This window comes from Psychrobacter faecalis, assembly GCF_016107575.1.
Taxonomy (GTDB): Bacteria; Pseudomonadota; Gammaproteobacteria; order Pseudomonadales; family Moraxellaceae; genus Psychrobacter; species Psychrobacter faecalis.
Genome location: NZ_JABAST010000031.1, coordinates 17,782 through 35,122, shown reverse-complemented (window position 1 = coordinate 35,122; position 17,341 = coordinate 17,782). Strand labels below are relative to the sequence as shown.

General features: G+C 44.0%; 17 protein-coding genes and 1 pseudogene. 10 read left to right on the top strand and 8 right to left on the bottom strand.

The genetic code is table 11. The features are described 5' to 3' along the window. Positions 1–65: 65 nt before the first annotated feature. Together JFC07_RS09935 and JFC07_RS09930 are read left to right on the top strand one after the other, a co-directional pair. Positions 66–278 (top strand): annotated as a pseudogene (locus tag JFC07_RS09935) (IS1 family transposase); the annotation flags it as partial. Positions 279–332: 54 nt separating this feature from the next. Further along, positions 333–1,268 (top strand): D-2-hydroxyacid dehydrogenase, encoded by a 936-nt coding sequence (locus tag JFC07_RS09930; protein WP_198328956.1) that lies wholly within the window; start codon positions 333–335, stop codon positions 1,266–1,268. Between the two features lie 20 nt (positions 1,269–1,288). Here JFC07_RS09930 and JFC07_RS09925 read toward each other — a convergent pair whose 3' ends face one another. Both JFC07_RS09925 and JFC07_RS09920 read right to left on the bottom strand, forming a co-directional pair. Further along, positions 1,289–2,914: a flavin-containing monooxygenase gene (locus tag JFC07_RS09925; protein ID WP_198328955.1), complete on the bottom strand. Its 1,626-nt coding sequence runs from the start codon at positions 2,912–2,914 to the stop codon at positions 1,289–1,291. Positions 2,915–2,998: 84 nt separating this feature from the next. Further along, entirely contained in the window at positions 2,999–3,712 is a 714-nt protein-coding gene (locus JFC07_RS09920; protein WP_198328954.1) for an RluA family pseudouridine synthase, read from the bottom strand. A 371-nt stretch (positions 3,713–4,083) separates the two neighbouring features. Here JFC07_RS09920 and trxA point away from each other — a divergent pair, with 371 nt between their 5' ends. From trxA to JFC07_RS09905, 3 genes are all read left to right on the top strand, one after another. After that, positions 4,084–4,410, top strand: coding sequence for a thioredoxin (gene trxA, locus JFC07_RS09915; RefSeq protein WP_068403703.1), 327 nt, complete (start codon positions 4,084–4,086; stop codon positions 4,408–4,410). Positions 4,411–4,983: 573 nt separating this feature from the next. After that, on the top strand, positions 4,984–6,252 hold the full coding sequence (gene rho / locus JFC07_RS09910; protein ID WP_068403707.1) for a transcription termination factor Rho: 1,269 nt from the start codon (positions 4,984–4,986) through the stop codon (positions 6,250–6,252). Positions 6,253–6,545: 293 nt separating this feature from the next. Then, complete coding sequence (locus JFC07_RS09905) at positions 6,546–6,791, top strand: YMGG-like glycine zipper-containing protein (RefSeq protein WP_068403710.1); 246 nt, start codon at positions 6,546–6,548, stop codon at positions 6,789–6,791. A gap of 202 nt (positions 6,792–6,993) precedes the next feature. Here JFC07_RS09905 and ypfJ read toward each other — a convergent pair whose 3' ends face one another. Continuing rightward, positions 6,994–7,896, bottom strand: a complete 903-nt coding sequence (ypfJ, locus tag JFC07_RS09900; RefSeq protein WP_227671255.1) for a KPN_02809 family neutral zinc metallopeptidase — start codon at positions 7,894–7,896, stop codon at positions 6,994–6,996. Positions 7,897–8,373: 477 nt separating this feature from the next. Between ypfJ and JFC07_RS09895 the strand changes: the two genes are divergently transcribed. Then, positions 8,374–8,730 carry a hypothetical protein gene (locus tag JFC07_RS09895; RefSeq protein ID WP_198328953.1) on the top strand — a complete coding sequence of 119 codons (357 nt, stop codon included), beginning with the start codon at positions 8,374–8,376 and terminating at the stop codon, positions 8,728–8,730. 187 nt (positions 8,731–8,917) lie between these two features. Here the strand turns inward: JFC07_RS09895 and JFC07_RS09890 are convergent, their stop codons facing one another. The 5 genes from JFC07_RS09890 to rpmI form a co-directional block, all read right to left on the bottom strand. Further along, entirely contained in the window at positions 8,918–9,217 is a 300-nt protein-coding gene (locus JFC07_RS09890; RefSeq protein ID WP_011281249.1) for an integration host factor subunit alpha, read from the bottom strand. Positions 9,218–9,465: 248 nt separating this feature from the next. After that, the gene (pheT, locus tag JFC07_RS09885) at positions 9,466–11,880 is read right to left on the bottom strand and encodes a phenylalanine--tRNA ligase subunit beta (RefSeq protein WP_198328952.1); all 2,415 of its coding nucleotides are present in this window, start codon (positions 11,878–11,880) and stop codon (positions 9,466–9,468) included. A 68-nt stretch (positions 11,881–11,948) separates the two neighbouring features. Then, positions 11,949–13,004 carry a phenylalanine--tRNA ligase subunit alpha gene (pheS, locus tag JFC07_RS09880; protein ID WP_068403765.1) on the bottom strand — a complete coding sequence of 352 codons (1,056 nt, stop codon included), beginning with the start codon at positions 13,002–13,004 and terminating at the stop codon, positions 11,949–11,951. 329 nt (positions 13,005–13,333) lie between these two features. Continuing rightward, entirely contained in the window at positions 13,334–13,690 is a 357-nt protein-coding gene (gene rplT / locus JFC07_RS09875) for a 50S ribosomal protein L20 (protein ID WP_058369591.1), read from the bottom strand. A 131-nt stretch (positions 13,691–13,821) separates the two neighbouring features. Then, positions 13,822–14,019, bottom strand: coding sequence for a 50S ribosomal protein L35 (gene rpmI / locus JFC07_RS09870; RefSeq protein WP_011281253.1), 198 nt, complete (start codon positions 14,017–14,019; stop codon positions 13,822–13,824). Positions 14,020–14,376: 357 nt separating this feature from the next. Between rpmI and hisIE the strand changes: the two genes are divergently transcribed. The 4 genes from hisIE (at position 14,377) to tatC (ending at position 17,295) form a co-directional block, all read left to right on the top strand. Then, positions 14,377–15,225, top strand: a complete 849-nt coding sequence (gene hisIE / locus JFC07_RS09865; RefSeq protein WP_193031049.1) for a bifunctional phosphoribosyl-AMP cyclohydrolase/phosphoribosyl-ATP diphosphatase HisIE — start codon at positions 14,377–14,379, stop codon at positions 15,223–15,225. Between the two features lie 213 nt (positions 15,226–15,438). Then, a complete protein-coding gene (gene tatA / locus JFC07_RS09860; RefSeq protein ID WP_144297674.1) occupies positions 15,439–15,678 on the top strand; it encodes a Sec-independent protein translocase subunit TatA in 240 nt (79 codons plus the stop codon). A gap of 25 nt (positions 15,679–15,703) precedes the next feature. Further along, on the top strand, positions 15,704–16,417 hold the full coding sequence (gene tatB, locus JFC07_RS09855) for a Sec-independent protein translocase protein TatB (RefSeq protein ID WP_193030994.1): 714 nt from the start codon (positions 15,704–15,706) through the stop codon (positions 16,415–16,417). After that, entirely contained in the window at positions 16,417–17,295 is an 879-nt protein-coding gene (gene tatC, locus JFC07_RS09850) for a twin-arginine translocase subunit TatC (RefSeq protein WP_193030992.1), read from the top strand. The genes tatB and tatC overlap by 1 nt, the downstream gene beginning before the upstream one ends. Positions 17,296–17,341 lie beyond the last annotated feature (46 nt).

The window sequence follows — 17,341 nt, the reverse complement described above, 5'->3', positions numbered from 1 at the left end:
GACAAAGCTGCCTGACTCAAGCAATCAAGTCTCCGATATAGTCGGGGCGGTTCAGTTCTATTAGCATGGATAACTGGGATAGCTTTATAACCGCATTCAAGCCTGACAAGAAACAAATCGGCAAGCAGCATACGGTAGGCATAGAAGGTAATAACTGTCGCCTTAGACACCGATTGCGACGAGCCGTTCGAAAGACCTGCTGCTTCTCAAAGAAGTTTGATAACCACTTTAAGGTGTTTGATTTGGTATTCTTCTATGTCAATTATGGCTATGTCTGATGCCAGCATACTTTTTAGAACACCACCAAAATAACAATGAGATAAGGAAACATCATGCAAGCGGTTTTTTTAGACAAGGGTACTTTTTCTGACAATGTCGACTTACCAGCACCTGCTGGCGTGACTGACTACATTACTTACGACGATACACCTCAAGAGCTGATTATTGAGCGCTGTCAAAATGCCGATATTATCTTTACCAATAAAGTCCAAATCAGCGCTGACGTCATTGCCAATCTGCCTAAGCTTAAGCTTATCCAACTGACCGCCACAGGTATGAACAACGTCGATCAAGATACCTGTGCTAAGCACAATGTTGCGCTATATAACGTCGCTGGTTACGCGGTCAAAAGCGTGCCCGAGCATACCTTTATGCTGATGCTAACGGCCATGCGCGCAGGCATCCATTATCATGAAAAAGTTGCGGACGGTACGTGGCAAGATAACGGTAATTTCTGCTTGCTCGATATTCCGCTGATAGATTTGGAAGATAAGACGCTTGGTATTATTGGTGTTGGCACTATCGGTAAACGCGTCACCGACATCGCCCGCGCTTTTGGCATGACAGTATTGTGGGCGGAGCATCAAGGGCGTGCGCCGCGTAATGAGGATTATACGGCGTTCGATGAGGTACTGGCGCAGTCTGATGTACTGAGCTTACATTGTCCATTAAACGAGCAAACCCAGCACTTAATTAATAAAGACACCTTAGCAAAAATGGCTAAACAGCCACTGATTGTCAATGTCGCCCGCGGCGGTATTGTCGATAGCCAAGCGCTGACCGATGCCATTAACAACGAGCAAATTATTGGTTATGCCACCGATGTATTTGAGCAAGAGCCGATTGTCAAAGACGACCCTTTATTAACCCTTGCTAAGCATCCGCGGGTGATATTTAGTCCGCATAACGCCTGGGGCAGCAAAAGTGCGCAAGAAACCTTGTGGCAAATCTTAAGCAAACAAGTCTCAGAATTTATCGATAAGCATTAAAAGACAACCACTAATAACACTTAACGACTAAAGCGTAACCAATCGTCTTTTACTTTACGGTATTTAAGCATCACGCGGTCACTCAGATAATTATTGGTCACCCGCCAAGGATAAACATCGCCTTGTTTCGGTAATTCGTGTTGCGCGCGCTGCACGTAGCCTGCCGATAGCGCGCCCATGACCGTATCTGGCTGCGTATGCGCCTCGCTATGCGCAGTTTTTGCGTGTGGCACTGCCACCTGATAACCGTGCTTATGCATATGGTTGAGCAAGCGCAGCACATACTGACAAGCCAAATCGATTTTCAGCGTCCACGACGCATTGGTATAACCAAATAGCGCCACCATATTTGGCACGCCTTCAATCATCACCGCCTTATATGTCATGCGTTTGCCAATATCAATTGCCTGTCCATCGATATATAGTTTCGCGCCGCCAAGCATTTGCAGCTTTAGCCCCGTTGCGGTCACAACAATATCAGCGTCAAGGTGTTTGCCAGAGTCAAGCATGATGCCAGTTTTGGTAAAGTGGCTGATTTGATCAGTCACGACGGCAGCGCGCTTGCCATGTAATGCCTTAAACAAATCGCTGTCTGGCACCGCACAAAGCCGCTCATCCCACGGATTATAAGTAGGCATAAAATGCGCAATATCAACTCCGCTGCCCTTTAACTCGGTTTTCACGCCACGTTTTAATAAGGCTTTTATCACCTTGGGCGCAAACACCGCCGCTCGATACGTCCCTTGTTGCATCAACACATTACGCGCGCGCAGTAGCTTATAAGCTTGCGTTTTTGATAACGGCGAAAATTTACCTGCCAGCCAATCAAGCGCATAATCATCGCCCGGCACACTTGCCACATAGGTTGGCGAGCGTTGTAGCATAGTAACGTGCTGCGCGCATTGCTCGCCCGCTTCATCGACCATGGCAGGCAATAGCGTCATCGCTGTCGCCCCACTGCCGATTATGACGACTTTTTTATCGTCATAATTCACATTTTGCCAATGCTGCGGATGAATGATTTCACCTTGGAAATCTGCTTCGTTTTCAAAAATAGGACGATAACCTTGCTCATAATCATAGTAGCCTGTAGCACCGACGACAAACTTTGCCGTTAAGGCAAATACCTCGCCGCTTACATGGTTTTTTACCGTTGCCGTCCACTGTTGGTTATGGCTTGACCAAGACAGTTGCTGCACCTCATGCTGATAGCGGATATGTTCAGTGATACCAAAATCGCGCGCCGTATCAGCAATATAGTTTTTAATATCACCGCCTTTTGCCAATACTCGATGGTCCAACCACGGACGAAAGCTATAGCCAAAGGTCAAAGCATCAGAGTCGGAACGAATACCAGGATAAGTAAACAAATCCCACGTACCGCCCAAATCCGCGCGTTTTTCTAATACCATAAAGCGCTGGCTAGTTTTTTGCCGCTTTCTTGTTGCTCGCTGTTTTAAGCGACTCGAGCTTTTTTGCCCAAACAGCGCTTTATGCTTTTGCTGCTGCAATCGACATGCCATACCGATACCGGCAATACCAGCGCCGATGATAAGTACTTCACAATCGACGGGCGTCTTTGATGACGATGATTTAGGTTTAAAGCGCTGTTTAAGCGTCTGTTTAGCGGTATTGATATCAAGCATAATACGATCCTTGTTTTTGCATGATTGATTTAAAAAAAGCTATTTAAAATGGGCTGATTAAAAAAGTTTGTTAAAGAGGAATGGCTAAAAAGGGCATGGACTTTCCCAATCCATCCACGCACCAAGGGTCGGATGTTTTAGGCGCAATTGCTGGGCATGTAAATTCAGCCTCGGCGCAATCGTTAAGGCGTCACCTTCGGCATAAATTGGGTCGCCAATCATCACATGACCGACGTGCACCATATGCACGCGCAGCTGATGACTGCGTCCGGTCACAGGCTTTAACAGCACGCGCGTGACGGCCTGACCGTTGCATTCTTCATGCGCCAATACTTCATACAGTGTCAACGCATGCTTTGACCAATTATGGTCAACGATATGCCGCGGTTTGGTCGTGGGCTCATAGCGCACTGGCACTGATATCTCGCCTTTGGCACCGACATGCTGCCACTCCCCAAAGACGCGCGCTTGATAGCTTTTTTGTGGCAGCCGGTCGATGAATTGCTTACTAATATGGCTTTGCGCGGCGGCATTTTTGGCAAAAATTAGTAGCCCTGAAGTATCCATATCTAGACGATGAATCAATTTTACCGCCGGATTGGCGCGCTCAAGTCGTGCCAACAAACTCACCTTAAGGCTTTTACCATCGACGCTTAACAGTCCGGCGGGCTTATCAACAACCCAAATGTCATCGTCTTCATAGACGGTAATGTCTTGGGCAAATTTTTGAAAAAACGCAAGAGGATAGGCATTTTCTTGAGCGTTTAAGGCATCTATTGCTTCATCGGTAAAAGGCATAAAAATGGGCTACTTATATCAAAAGGTTGGTGGTTTAAAAATAGATTATTCTAATAAGGCAATAAATGATATTAGGGTTTAGAAATATTAACGGCGCTACACGGTAAACATGCTAGATGTAGAATAATACCCGCAAGAGATTAGGGTGACAGATAAAACATAACCTGTGTCATTATGTGTCGATTTATTGTGCTAATAGTAATTGTTAAACAATTTAACCCGCCTGCATCTGCCAACTTTGAGCAAACATGTTAATATAATGGCAGATTTTCACCACCTCCCAACCATTCTTTAACCACTCATCGCTCGAATATGACAGCCGTATTGTATGATGACTGGTGATAGAAATAATAAAACAAGAGAGATAAATTATGTCAGACCTTATTGTTAATACCACTGATGCAAACTTCGACCAAGACGTCCTACAATCTGATATGCCAGTCCTAGTAGACTTTTGGGCAACTTGGTGTGGTCCCTGTAAAGCCATCGCGCCTATTTTAGAAGATTTGGCGAGCGAGTACCAAGGTAAAGTTAAAATCGTTAAAGTCGACGTCGATAACAACCCGCAAGCAGCGAGCCGTTTTGGTATCCGCAACATCCCGACACTATTTGTTTTTAAAGATGGCGAAAAAGTCGATTCAGTCATGGGCTTACAGCCAAAAGCTGAACTTGCTAAAGTATTAGATAAACATCTATAAATACGGTTAATAAATGCCAATTAATAATCGCTAAAAGGCGTTTGTTAAAAATAGCGTTTCTAAAGAATGCGCTATGCTGTTTATAAAGTTCGTATTGAAAAAGCCATTATCTTTTTGAGCTAATGGCTTTTTTGCTGCTTTTCTGAGCAAAAAGCTGGATATTATAGCTTTTTTGGCAAAAATTATTGACAAGGCTGTCTTGAACGCCGTATAGTCTGCTGACAAGAGAAAACTAATCATTTTCCTAAGTGTCTTGTCGCTATTCTCCTCGTGTTTATCAACAAAAACACAATCGTCATTATAAAACACCACTACTGAACGCAATGACTAAACACAATTACTGATATTGAGTTTTTGACGCAGACTCTTATGTAGACTTCTTTATCTTCACTTTTTATAAACGTACCTGACTGTCTTGCAAGGCGCTTATAAGCTGGCATGTAAAACAAATCCTACATAAACCCCAAGCCCTGTGTATATACCCTCTATCGCCCTACACCCTTTGTTTAATCCTTGTCGTGATTTGTGCTGCTAATGGCATCTCTCATCTGATCAACTGCTAATGACCTATCTATGAATCTTACTGAACTAAAGAAAAAATCAATCGCTGAGCTATTGGCCATCGCCAAAGAAATGGGCCTTGATAATATGGCGCGTAGCCGTAAACAAGACATTATCTTTGCTATCTTAAAAACCCATGCCCGTAACGGCGAAGCCATCTACGGCGATGGCGTGCTTGAGGTACTTCCTGATGGTTTTGGCTTTTTACGCTCATCAGAGGGCTCTTATTTAGCAGGTCCTGACGACATTTATGTCAGTCCGAGCCAAATTCGCCGTTTTAGTCTCAAGACAGGCGACAGTATCGCGGGCACCATTCGTCCGCCAAAGGATTCTGAGCGTTATTTTGCGCTACTAAAGGTTGGCGAAATCAACTTTGATACCCCAGATCGCTCGCGTCATAAGCTGATTTTTGAGAACTTAACGCCATTATTTCCAACTGAGCAATTAAAGCTAGAGCTTGGTAATGGCACCACTGAAGATTTGACTGGTCGTATCATCGACCTGATTGCCCCGATTGGTAAAGGACAGCGCTCGATTATCGTTGCACCGCCAAAAGCCGGTAAAACCATGCTCTTGCAATCTATTGCTCAGTCTATCACCCGTAATAATCCTGAATGCTACCTTATCGTCTTGCTCATTGATGAGCGTCCAGAAGAAGTAACCGAAATGGAGCGCACCGTGCGCGGCGAAGTCGTTGCCTCAACCTTTGATGAGCCCCCGCAGCGTCATGTTCAAGTCGCCGAAATGGTCATCGAAAAAGCCAAACGTCTGGTCGAACATAAGCAAGACGTGGTCATTTTACTTGATTCTATCACCCGTCTTGCCCGTGCTTACAACACCGTCATCCCATCATCGGGTAAAGTATTGACCGGTGGTTTGGATGCCAACGCGTTAGAACGTCCAAAACGCTTTTTCGGCGCGGCGCGTAACGTCGAAGAAGGCGGCAGCTTAACCATTATTGCCAGTGCCTTGATTGATACCGGTAGTAAAATGGACAGTGTTATCTTTGAAGAGTTTAAAGGCACGGGTAACCAAGAAATCACCCTTGAGCGTGACTTGGCCGAAAAACGCGTCTTCCCTGCGATTAATATCAAAAAATCTGGCACCCGCCGCGAAGAGCGCCTACTTGATGAAGATAAACTACGTAAAGTTTGGATATTGCGTAAACTGTTACAACCGATGGATGGTGTCCAAGCGACTGAGTTTTTGCTTGATCGTTTAAAAGAAGCCAAAACCAACGATGAATTCTTTGAGCAAATGAAACGTAAATCACAAAATTAGATCGTTAGCTAGATTGCTAGATTAAAAAAGGCCACTTTATGTGGTCTTTTTGGTTTTGCAATTACGCAATTGCAAAAAACAGTTAGCGGACTATCATTATAAATACAATAACTATAAGCAAAACCCCTACCAATGATACAGCGAAGTAACATAATTTACCGTATATTTGCAAAGCTTAGCGTTTCTACTACGGCTTGATAGAGACAAACAAGCTATTATTAAAAGTAGTACAGACATATTTAGATACATCCTGTATATTGGATTTCAAATTTGACAACTTAATAGGTGATACCATGAAATTTGCTAAAACTTTTGCACTAACTGCGATTGCAAGCTCAGCTTTGATGATGGGCGGTTGTGCTAACAATGGTTATGGTTATAACAGCGGCTTGAGCAACACTGCTAAAGGCGCAACTGCTGGTGCAGCGGCTGGCGCACTTCTTAAAAGTGGCGGCAATAGTAAAGACATCGCTCGCGGTGCAATCGGCGGCGCAGCAATCGGCGGCGCAGGTGCTTATATCCTTGACCAAACTCGTTAATCACTATTCGTTAGCTATGTTTAAATCATTATCTTAATTAAGATGATGGATTATATGAGTCTTTTAAAAAGATAGCTGACTATTAAAAAGTTAGCAAGAAAAAAGCCTGCAATGGATTTGCAGGCTTTTTTACGTTTATAGGGTAAGCAAAACCTAAATACTCCTATAACGCAACACGAACTTTATAACGTACCACTAAACTCTATAGCGCGCCGCTAAAAGTATCGCATGCTTGCACATTACCGCTCTCTAAACCACGGGTAAACCACTGCACTCGCTGTTGACTGGTGCCATGAGTGAAGTTATCGGGTACCACAGCGCCGCCGCCGGCACGCGCTAAACGGTCATCACCGATTTGACTGGCTGCATTGATAGCTTCATCAATATCGCCCGCTTCTAAGAACTGTACGCGCTCCTGATTGCGCTGCGCCCAGACGCCTGCAAAACAATCGGCTTGTAACTCTTGCATGACGGATAACTTGTTAGCCTGCGCGCGTGTTACTTGACGACTGGCTTCATTGACTTGCTGAGTAATACCAAGCAAAGTCTGCACGTGGTGACCGACCTCATGAGAGATGACATAGGCTTGCGCAAAATCTCCCGCTTTACCTTGATTTTCGCTATCCCCTGAGCCTTGTTCATCGCCAGTAATGCCTAAACTTTGACGCATTTCTACAAAGAACGACGTATCCAAATACACCGTCTGATCGCCTGGGCAATAAAAAGGCCCTGTGGCGGCGCTGGCACTGCCGCAAGCTGAGCTGACCTGTCCATTAAATAAAATCAATGATGGCTCTTTATAAGTACTCCCCGCCTCGTTAAATATCTGATGCCAAACTTCTTCCGTATCCGCCAATACAACTTTTACAAAGCGAGTATCACGGTCGTCGCTAGTAGCAGGCTGGGTAGAAGTATTGCCGCCACCCGTAATCACTTGCCCCGTTTGCAAGGCGGTCATCGGATTGACTCCAAACACCAGCCATAAAATACCAGCAATGATAATACCGCCGATACCGCCACCAATCATTTTGCCGCCGCCACTGGTGGTGCGCACATTCGAGCTGCCACGTCTGTCTTGCCACTTCATAATGTTTCTCCTAAAAATCCAATAGCATGCCTATCACTATCGTAGTAAACCCTATTATTTGATTATTAATGTTATAAGATACATAACTCATTCCGTTGATTTTATATTCTAGCTTTCGAGCTTAATCGCTTCTATATTTTTGCTTTATTTTAATATCAATTTTATTGATAAATAGCCTATCAATAATCTCAAAACACTCTTAGAATCCTAAAGAGAATTCTTTTACCAAAAAAGCGCTAAAACGTCCTGATGTCATTGATTATACGTCGATTAATTTGGCATGTTGTATTAAAAAGTATATTAAATGAGCAAGTTAAAAGTTGATTTACAATTTTATTGTTACTTAATTGTACAACCTCTTTCCATGCAGAAAGAAATCATATAGAATGCGTGAAAGCTGAGTAGCTGTAATTAATACTAGTTGAATTCTGGGACATCTCGGAGATTCAACCTTTTTTGCTGCTACTGATCATTTCATTTTCCCGGAGAAACCCTATGAAACTTAAATTACTTGCTCTAGCTGGTATCATGACTGCAACTATGGGCCTTACTGCCTGTGATAGCAACAAAGAAAACGCTGCTGAAGATTTATCTGACGCGCAAGAAGAAGTGCAAGACGCTTCTGAAGAGCTAAACGAAGCTGCTGCTGAAGGCGAAGCGGTACCTGCAGAAGCTGAAGCTGCTGTAGCTGATGCTGAAGCTGACATCGCTGATGCACAAGCTACTACTGCTACTGACGAAGTTGATGCTGAAGTACCTGTAGATGGTACTACTACTAGCGTTGACGTAGCTAGCGAAACTCCAGCTGTTGACGCTGCTGATGAAGTTGTTGTTGAAGAACCAGCTCAGTAATTTTTATTTTTCATGATAAAAGTACTGCAGTAAAAAAGAGAGCCTATGCTCTCTTTTTTTATGTCTACTATTCATGTTTTATAAAAAGTAGTTTGATATAAAAGCGCCCCATAAAAAAATGATGGTTATCACAGTCATATATTCAATAGACTGTGATAACCATCATTTTTACTTACTACAAAGATTATTATTGGTCAAATAAACGCTCATCCACTTGCTGGCGAAATTTCTGTCCAGTTTTAAAGGTGACGACGCGGCGTGCTGACACGGCAACGGGCTCCCCTGTCTTTGGGTTGCGCCCAGGACGGCTATTTTTATCTTTAAGCTCAAAGTTGCCAAAGCCTGACAGCTTGACCTCTTTGCCATCAATCAAACTCTCTGACAACTCGTCAAAAAAATTCTCCACCAAACAGCGGCCTTCTTGGCGTGTCAGGTTAAGATGACTCATCAAATGCTCAATCATGTCAGATTTGGTTAAGGTGCTCACAGTACGACTCCTATGCTATGTCGTGATGTCGAATATCATGGTTTAGCGGTATGAGAATTAATGTTAGTTATTATAAAGGTTTTTTGTCCTCTTTTTCATAAAGTCTGCATGAAAATCCTTTATTAATAACCACTTAACTTTTTTATGAATGAAAATTTATCTAAGATAAACATTTTTATAAATAGCAAAACGCCATAGCCTCATTTATGCAGAGGCTATAGAGCGTTTTAGATGGTTATATCTTGGTTTTAGCTATCACGCAACTGAGCAGCGTGCTGTTCAGTTAGCGCCTGCACGACTTTATCTGTCGCCGTTTTTACTGCGTCATCAGATAAGGTCTGTGCTTTATCTTGCCATATTAAAGCAAACGCTAAAGAGCGCTGACCGGTCGGTACTTTGTCGCCTTGATACACATCAAATAACCATAAATCTGTCAGCAATTCACCAGCTGCAGCACGAATCGTCGCCTGCAAGGTCTGTAAGCTGATGTCACTATCGACTAAGATAGCGATATCGCGGCGTACGTGTGGGAACTTGCTTGGCGTGATGATAGCGTGCTGTTCACGTACCAAGGTTAATAATGGCGCCAGTGACAATTGCGCGACCCACGTCGCTGGCAAGTCTAGCTGTTTAGCGGTATTAGGATGGAGTTGACCCAACCAACCGACGTATACCTCATCGATATAAAGCTTGGCACTTTGACCCGGATGCAAGAAGGCAAGCGCACTACGCTCGTAGCGGATACGCGCACTGTCGATTTGCACCGGTAATAACTGCTCAATATCATGCTTAAGATCATAAAAATCTAGTGCACGGTTTTGATACGCTTGCTCATCCCAAACATCGCCAACTGCGACTAACGCAATACTTGGCGTTTGTACCAGCTCGCTAATACTTTGACCGACAAAGCTTAAACCCGTTTCAAAGAAACGCACGCGCGGCTGCTGACGATTGAGGTTATATTGCACACAAGGCAATAAGCTTGATAGCAAAGTACGGCGCATCACCGCTAAGTCGCTAGAGATAGGATTGGCAAGAGCTAACACTTCTCCCAATGCTTTATCATCAAGCAAGGCTTCTATTTTTGCATCACTAAAGCTAAAGCTAATGGCTTCCATATAGCCATTATTGACCAAGGCCAGCTTCATCTCATGCGTCAAGTCCGCGGTGTCGTCATAATCCATGCTGACTTGCAAATGCGGCAAGACGCTTGGAATATTGTCATAACCGTAAATACGGGCAATCTCTTCAATCAAGTCTTCCTTAATGCTCATATCAAAGCGATACGATGGCGGCGTACAAATCAGCTTATCTGCTTGCTGCTCTACCTCAAAGCCTAATTGAGTCAAAATACGCACCATCACTGCTGGCTCAATCTCAATACCGATGACCTCATGGACTTTAGTAATTGGCAACGTAATCGGCGTACGTGCTGGCAAGTATTCGCTATTTTCTACTTTTACTATTTGCCCAGCTTGCGAGCCCGTGACACTGGTAATCAAATCAACAGCACGCGCTAGTGCTAACGCTGGCAATTCAAAATCGACACCACGCTCAAAACGTTGTGAGGCATCGGTATGCAAACCAAAACGGCGTGCGCGTGCAGCGATAGCTAATGGGTTAAAAAAGGCACTTTCTAGGACAATATTGGTGGTGCTATCAGTAACGCTACTACGCTGACCGCCCATAATTCCGGCAAGTGCCAATGCACTTTTATCATCGGCAATGACCAACTCATCACCCGTTAGAGTAATGGTTTGCTCATTTAATAAAGTAATGGTTTCAGTAGGCTGTGCCAAACGTACTACGATATCACCAACAATGGTATCGGCATCAAACGCATGTAGCGGTTGACCGAGTTCCATCAATACATAGTTGGTCACGTCAACCAAAAAGTTATGCGAGCGCAGTCCTGACTGTACGAGCGCATCTTGCATCCATTTTGGCGTATCGATACTACGATCAATGTTGCTGATTGATTGGAGTAAATAGCGTGGGCACGCTTCAACCGCACTTACCGTTACTGCGGGCGTAGCATTTTCAGTACCGTTAGCGTCAGTTGGCACGTTGGCAGGAATTGAAGGCTGCTGCATCGGCAAATCGTTAATGACTGATATCTCGCGCGCGATACCGCGTACGCTGAAGCAATCTCCACGGTTTGGGGTGATAGAGATATCCAGTATTTGATTGTCTAAACCTAAATACTCACGGATATCCATGCCAATAGGTGCATCAGCTGGCAATTCAAGCAGACCATCGATGCTATCGGTTAAATCAATTTCAGAAGCACCGCAAAGCATACCGTTAGAGTCGACACCGCGTAGGTTGCCATTTTTAATTGTAAAGCCTTCTGCGTCGTTAGATGGTAAAACGGCACCAACGGTCGCAACCGGCGCTTTCATACCAACCGTCACATTGGGCGCGCCGCAAACGATTTGTAACGGCTCAGCGGCACCAATATTGACCTGCGTGACGCGCAGTTTATCGGCATCGGGATGCTGCTCGACGCTGATTACCTCACCTACTACCACGCCGCTAAAAGCACGAGCAACCGCAAAGCGATCGTCAATCTCAAGCCCTGCCATTGTAAGCTGTTCGGCCAATTGCTCACTGCTATTGTTGGGGTTTACCCATTGACGTAGCCACTGTTCGCTAATTTTCATAAATATCTCGGATCAGAATTTTATAATAAAGATTTTAGAATAAAGGGTGACGTATTAATAACGACCATCTAGCCAAACTGTTTTAAGAAGCGTACGTCGTTTTGGAAAAACAGGCGCAAATCATCGATACCGTAATACAGCATGGCAAAGCGCTCGATACCCATGCCAAAAGCAAAGCCGGTGTATTTTTCGCTATCAATACCGCAATTGGTCAGCACCTGTGGGTGTACCATGCCGCAGCCCATGACTTCAAGCCATTTACCATTATCATCGAGAATATCGACTTCAGCAGAAGGCTCGGTAAATGGGAAGAATGAGGGACGGAAACGCACGGTCAGCTCTTTGGCAAAAAATGCTTCTAAGAATTCACTAATCAAGCCTTTTAGCTCGGCAAAGGTGCTCGACTCAGTAACCATCAAGCCTTCTAGCTGATGGAACATCGGCGAATGGGTTTGATCTGAGTCATTACGATAGACGCGGCCTGGGCAAATAATACGAATCGGCGGCTCATTCTTTTCCATGGTGCGAATTTGCACGGGGCTGGTATGGGTACGCAGTAAATAATGCGCATCAAAATAGAAGGTATCGTGCATCGCCCGTGCTGGATGATGCGATGGGATATTTAGCGCTTCAAAATTATAGTAATCGCTCTCAACTTCAGGGCCAGTGGCGACATTAAAACCCGCTTGGATAAAATACTGCTGCATACGCTGGGTAATCATGGTCACGGGATGCAAATGGCCTTTTTGACCACCGCGCGCAGGCAAGGTGATATCAATGCTCTCGCTGGCAAGCTTGGCGTTTAATGCCGCCACTTCTAGCTCTTGCTGCTGCGCGGTCAACGCATCTTGAATGCGGCTACGCACTTGATGTAACCAGCCGCCGTAAGTTTTTTTGTCATCGCTGCCAAGCTTACCCATCTGCTTTGACCAGCCGGTTAATGGACTCTTTTTACCGGTCAGTTGCACACGTAAATCTTGCAGGGCGCGCACATCGGTTACTTGTAGAACTAACGCTTCAGCAGCACTGGCAAACTCATTTAACTGGGCTTCGTTTAACTCGCTGAGCTCGGTGGACAAGGTCGGTAGCGCCGACAAATCGGTGGTAGCAGCAGGGGTAGTCATAAGACGCATTCTTCCTGATTTAAACGGACTATTAATAATAGTGATTTATAATTGTAGGGATTTGACCAAATATTGCAAACCATTTACCCACTCATTTTCAACCAAAGGCGTGTGATATAAATGGCTTGAATATTTAGACAATGAAAGGTGCAACTTCACTAAAAACGTTTTACATTTTTGCGGTGTAAAACTGGCTGTAAAATAATTTAATATAAAAAAAGCCACCGACCAGCGGTAGCTTTTATTAATATCGTACTATTAATCAATATTAGTGCTATCCATTTAAGCAAACACTCAAAAAAGCGGAATACTTAAAGGATAGTTAATATTTAGGCTAATTCCGCTTTTGCTTTTTCAACTAAGGCGGTGAAAGTCGCTGCATCATGCATAGCGATGTCAGCAAGTACGCGACGATCGATAGCAATGTTTGCTTTTTTCAAGCCGTTGATAAGGCGGCTATAGCTTAAGCCGTTTAAGCGTGCACCAGCATTGATACGTGCAATCCAAAGACGACGGAAAGTACGTTTTTTGTTGCGACGGTCACGATATGCATACTGACCAGCTTTGGTCACTGCTTGTACCGCTACGCGATAAACACGTGAACGAGCGCCGTAGTAGCCTTTTGCGCGCTTTAAGATTTTTTTGTGACGGCGATTTGCCTGTACACCACGTTTTACACGGGCCATAAATTACTCCAAGATTTTTTAATCATTATTAAACGAATCACGATGTCATCAAATAATTAACTAATAGACATCGTTATCAAATTGCAAAGTCAAATATCTTTAATTGATTAAAGCTAAATGACGATAGGCTATTAGATGTATGGGCACATACGACGAACTGCTGCTTCGTCAGACTTGTCCACCATCTTTAGACCGCGCAACTGGCGAATACGCTTAGCTGATTTCTTGGTCAAGATATGGCTTTTGAATGCTTGTTTACGCTTAAAGCCGTTCGCTGTTTTTTTGAAGCGTTTAGCGGCGCCGCTTCTGGTTTTCATCTTAACTTTCATGATGATTTGCCTCTTTGTCTTTGATAGAACCTGGTCGTCAAATAGTAAAAACGAATAGTCGCTTTAAAAACAAGCACTAAACGGCTATTTGCCTCGAGGTGGGAGGCGCTATTTTAGCAGATAGTACGCTGTTTTGCCAAGGAAAGTTTTAATCGCTACTTTATAGGGTGCGTTAGTTGCTATTAAATACACTACGCGCAAAACGTGCTGCTGTTATAATTGCGCTTTATTTCCTGCATTAACATATTGAATGTCAGCGATAGCTGTGTTTAAGTAGAGATTGAGCGCTATTTTTACTACTTTCTTTAATACCGTTTACCCCTTTCTCATTACTTCTTATAAGACGACTGATAGATGATGACTTTACCTGCTTGGCTTGCTGCCGTAAATTTTAATACTGCTGGTTTGATTCCTGCGATTGCTCAAGACTATGTATCCGGACGTATTTTGATGATGGCGTGGATGAACGCCGAATCCCTGCAATTGACTGCCGAAACGCAGACAGCGGTGTATTTTTCGCGCTCGCGTGGCAAGTTATGGCATAAAGGCGAATCGTCTGGGCATACCCAGAGCGTGCATGATATTCGTCTAGATTGCGACGCTGATGTGATTGTACTGAGCGTCACGCAAGCGGGCGGTATCGCTTGTCATACTGGCCGCGAGTCTTGTTTTTATCAGCGTTTAGATTTGTCTGGGCAAACACCTGAATGGCAAACCGTCGATAAAGTATTAAAAGACCCAGCAGAAATTTATCAGACAAACGCCGCTGCAAAAGCCACGCCTAAAATTAATGAAGCGGCGGCGGAAGATATAGACCATTCGCTCACCCATCAAAATAACAGCCTTGCTACCACTCATTCTATTTTGCAGGAGCTTGATAAGGTATTGGCCGAGCGCAAACAAGCGGACGCTGACAGCTCTTATGTGGCAAGTCTATATGCCAAGGGTCTCAATAAAATATTAGAAAAAGTAGGCGAAGAAAGTACCGAGAGCATCATCGCGGCCAAAGACTTAGCCAATTGCGATGAAAATAGCGACAAAGCCCAGTATGACGAAGCGCGTCACGAGCTGATTTATGAAGTTGCTGATGTTTGGTTCCATACTTTAGTGGGCTTGGCATGGTTTGATATAGAATCAGAAGCGGTATTAAATGAGCTAGGCCGACGTTTTGGTCTGTCAGGTATTGATGAAAAAGCAGCGCGCTAGCGTTTTTAAGCTTAGCCATTACCCTGTTTGATTATTGTTGCTTTCACCTTTTTGTCATAACGGCAGGTTATAATAGTGTGACGTGTTACTTCTCATAAGCTTGTGACGTGTTACTTCTCATAAGCTGTCGATAGCTTTTGTGTACGACAGCAATATTCTATACACTCAACGTATTCCTATAAAGACTGAAAACCAAGACAGAAGGATAGCATCATGGGTAGTTTTTCCATTACGCATTGGCTGATTTTATTGGTGGTGGTGGTGGTCGTATTTGGCACCTCCAAGCTAAGAAATGCCGGTAAAGATTTGGGCGGCGCGGTCAAAGGTTTTAAAGACGCCGTTAAAGATGAAAATACTGAACATGCCAAAAAGCAAGTTGTGCTTGATCATGACGGCAACGCGCACCCTGAAGAGCGAACAACCACTAAGGTTGATGATAAGCATAATGTATAGCATTTAACAGTGGCATTGAGACATTATGTTTGATATCGGATTTTCAGAATTACTGCTTTTTGGCGTCATCGCCTTAATCGTTTTGGGGCCAGAAAAACTGCCCCAAGCGGCGCGTACGGCTGGGCAATGGTATGCCAAAATTCGTCGTACGGTGTCTACTTTGCAGTCTGAAATCGAAGCGGAACTTGACTTAGCAGAGACACGGCAGCAAATGCAAAAAGAGCTGGCTAAAATTCGTGAAACTGAAGCTGAAATGCGCCGTGAGATGGCAGAGATGCGCGGCAGTCTGCAAGAATTTGAATCCTCGCAAAACCAGCATCTTAAAGCTGCGCATCGAGTTAATACTGCTAAAGTGGATAGTGATAGCAATAAAATCGACCATGAAAAAGACGATCATTCATTAGCAACGCCAAAAGAATTTGACTATACCTATGACAATGATGGGTTAGATAAAAAGTTAACAGAGTCTGAACTTTCAGAGAGTCAAGGTAATGATGATAGCGACACTCAACACATCACTACACAAACAACGCAAAGCAACATTCAAAATATCAGCACCAAACCCTGGGAAAACATGTGGTTTCGTCTTGGCGCTTATGATAAAGCAAGGCGTCTGCCGCAGCCGCCCTACCTGCCCAATTATAAAGCCGATACGTTATTAAATAACCATTTAAATAAACCATCGATTAACAAATCATCAATTCAGCAGGCTTCTGCCAAGCAGCAGGAGAATGATTAGTGGATTTATTTAAGCGTAAAAAAAGCCGTCAAGAAAAATTAACGGCTACAGACATCGATGCTATTACAGATGCGGCCACAGATGCCGCTGCGCATGATGACTCTGGTGATATCTTAAGCTCAATGGCTGATATGCCGATTACTGAGCATTTGATTGAATTGCGCCGGCATCTGATTAAGATATGCGTCGCGGTACTGGTGATATTTTTGGCGTTGGTCGGATTTTCACGCGAGCTCTATGATTTTTTATCTGACCCACTGGTCGCCCAGTTACCCGCCAAATCAACGATGATTGCGACCGATATCACCTCTAACTTTATGGCGCCGATACGTCTGAGTATCTTTGTGGCGGCATTTTTGGCAATGCCCTATATCTTGTATCAAATTTGGTCGTTTGTTGCGCCCGGCTTATATAAAAAAGAGAAAAAAGTCGCTATTCCCGTATTAATGTCTTCGATATTTTTATTTTATGCGGGCGTAGCGTTTGCTTATTTTATTGTGTTAAAAGGCGTGCTTAAGTTCTTTATCATGTTTGCGCCGCAAAACGTCTTACCGATGACAGATATCGACAGTTATTTAAGCTTTGCGCTCAAGCTGTTTATGGTGTTTGGGCTTACCTTCGAGATTCCAGTGGTGACTTTACTATTGATATTGGCGGGTGTCGTCTCCATTCAGAGTCTAGAAGATAAACGCCGCTATATTATCGTCGGCTGTTTTGCCGTTGCAGCGGTCGTTACACCGCCTGATGGCGTATCAATGTTGATGCTCGCCATTCCGATGTGGTTATTGTTTGAGCTGGGATTGTTTTTAGCGAAAGTTTTAATCAAAGAAGAACGCAAACTGACTTTGACAGACGATATAGAGTTGAAGAAAGAATAACTTTACTTATCAGGCACTTATTCAAAAAGCAGCCAACACGCTAATC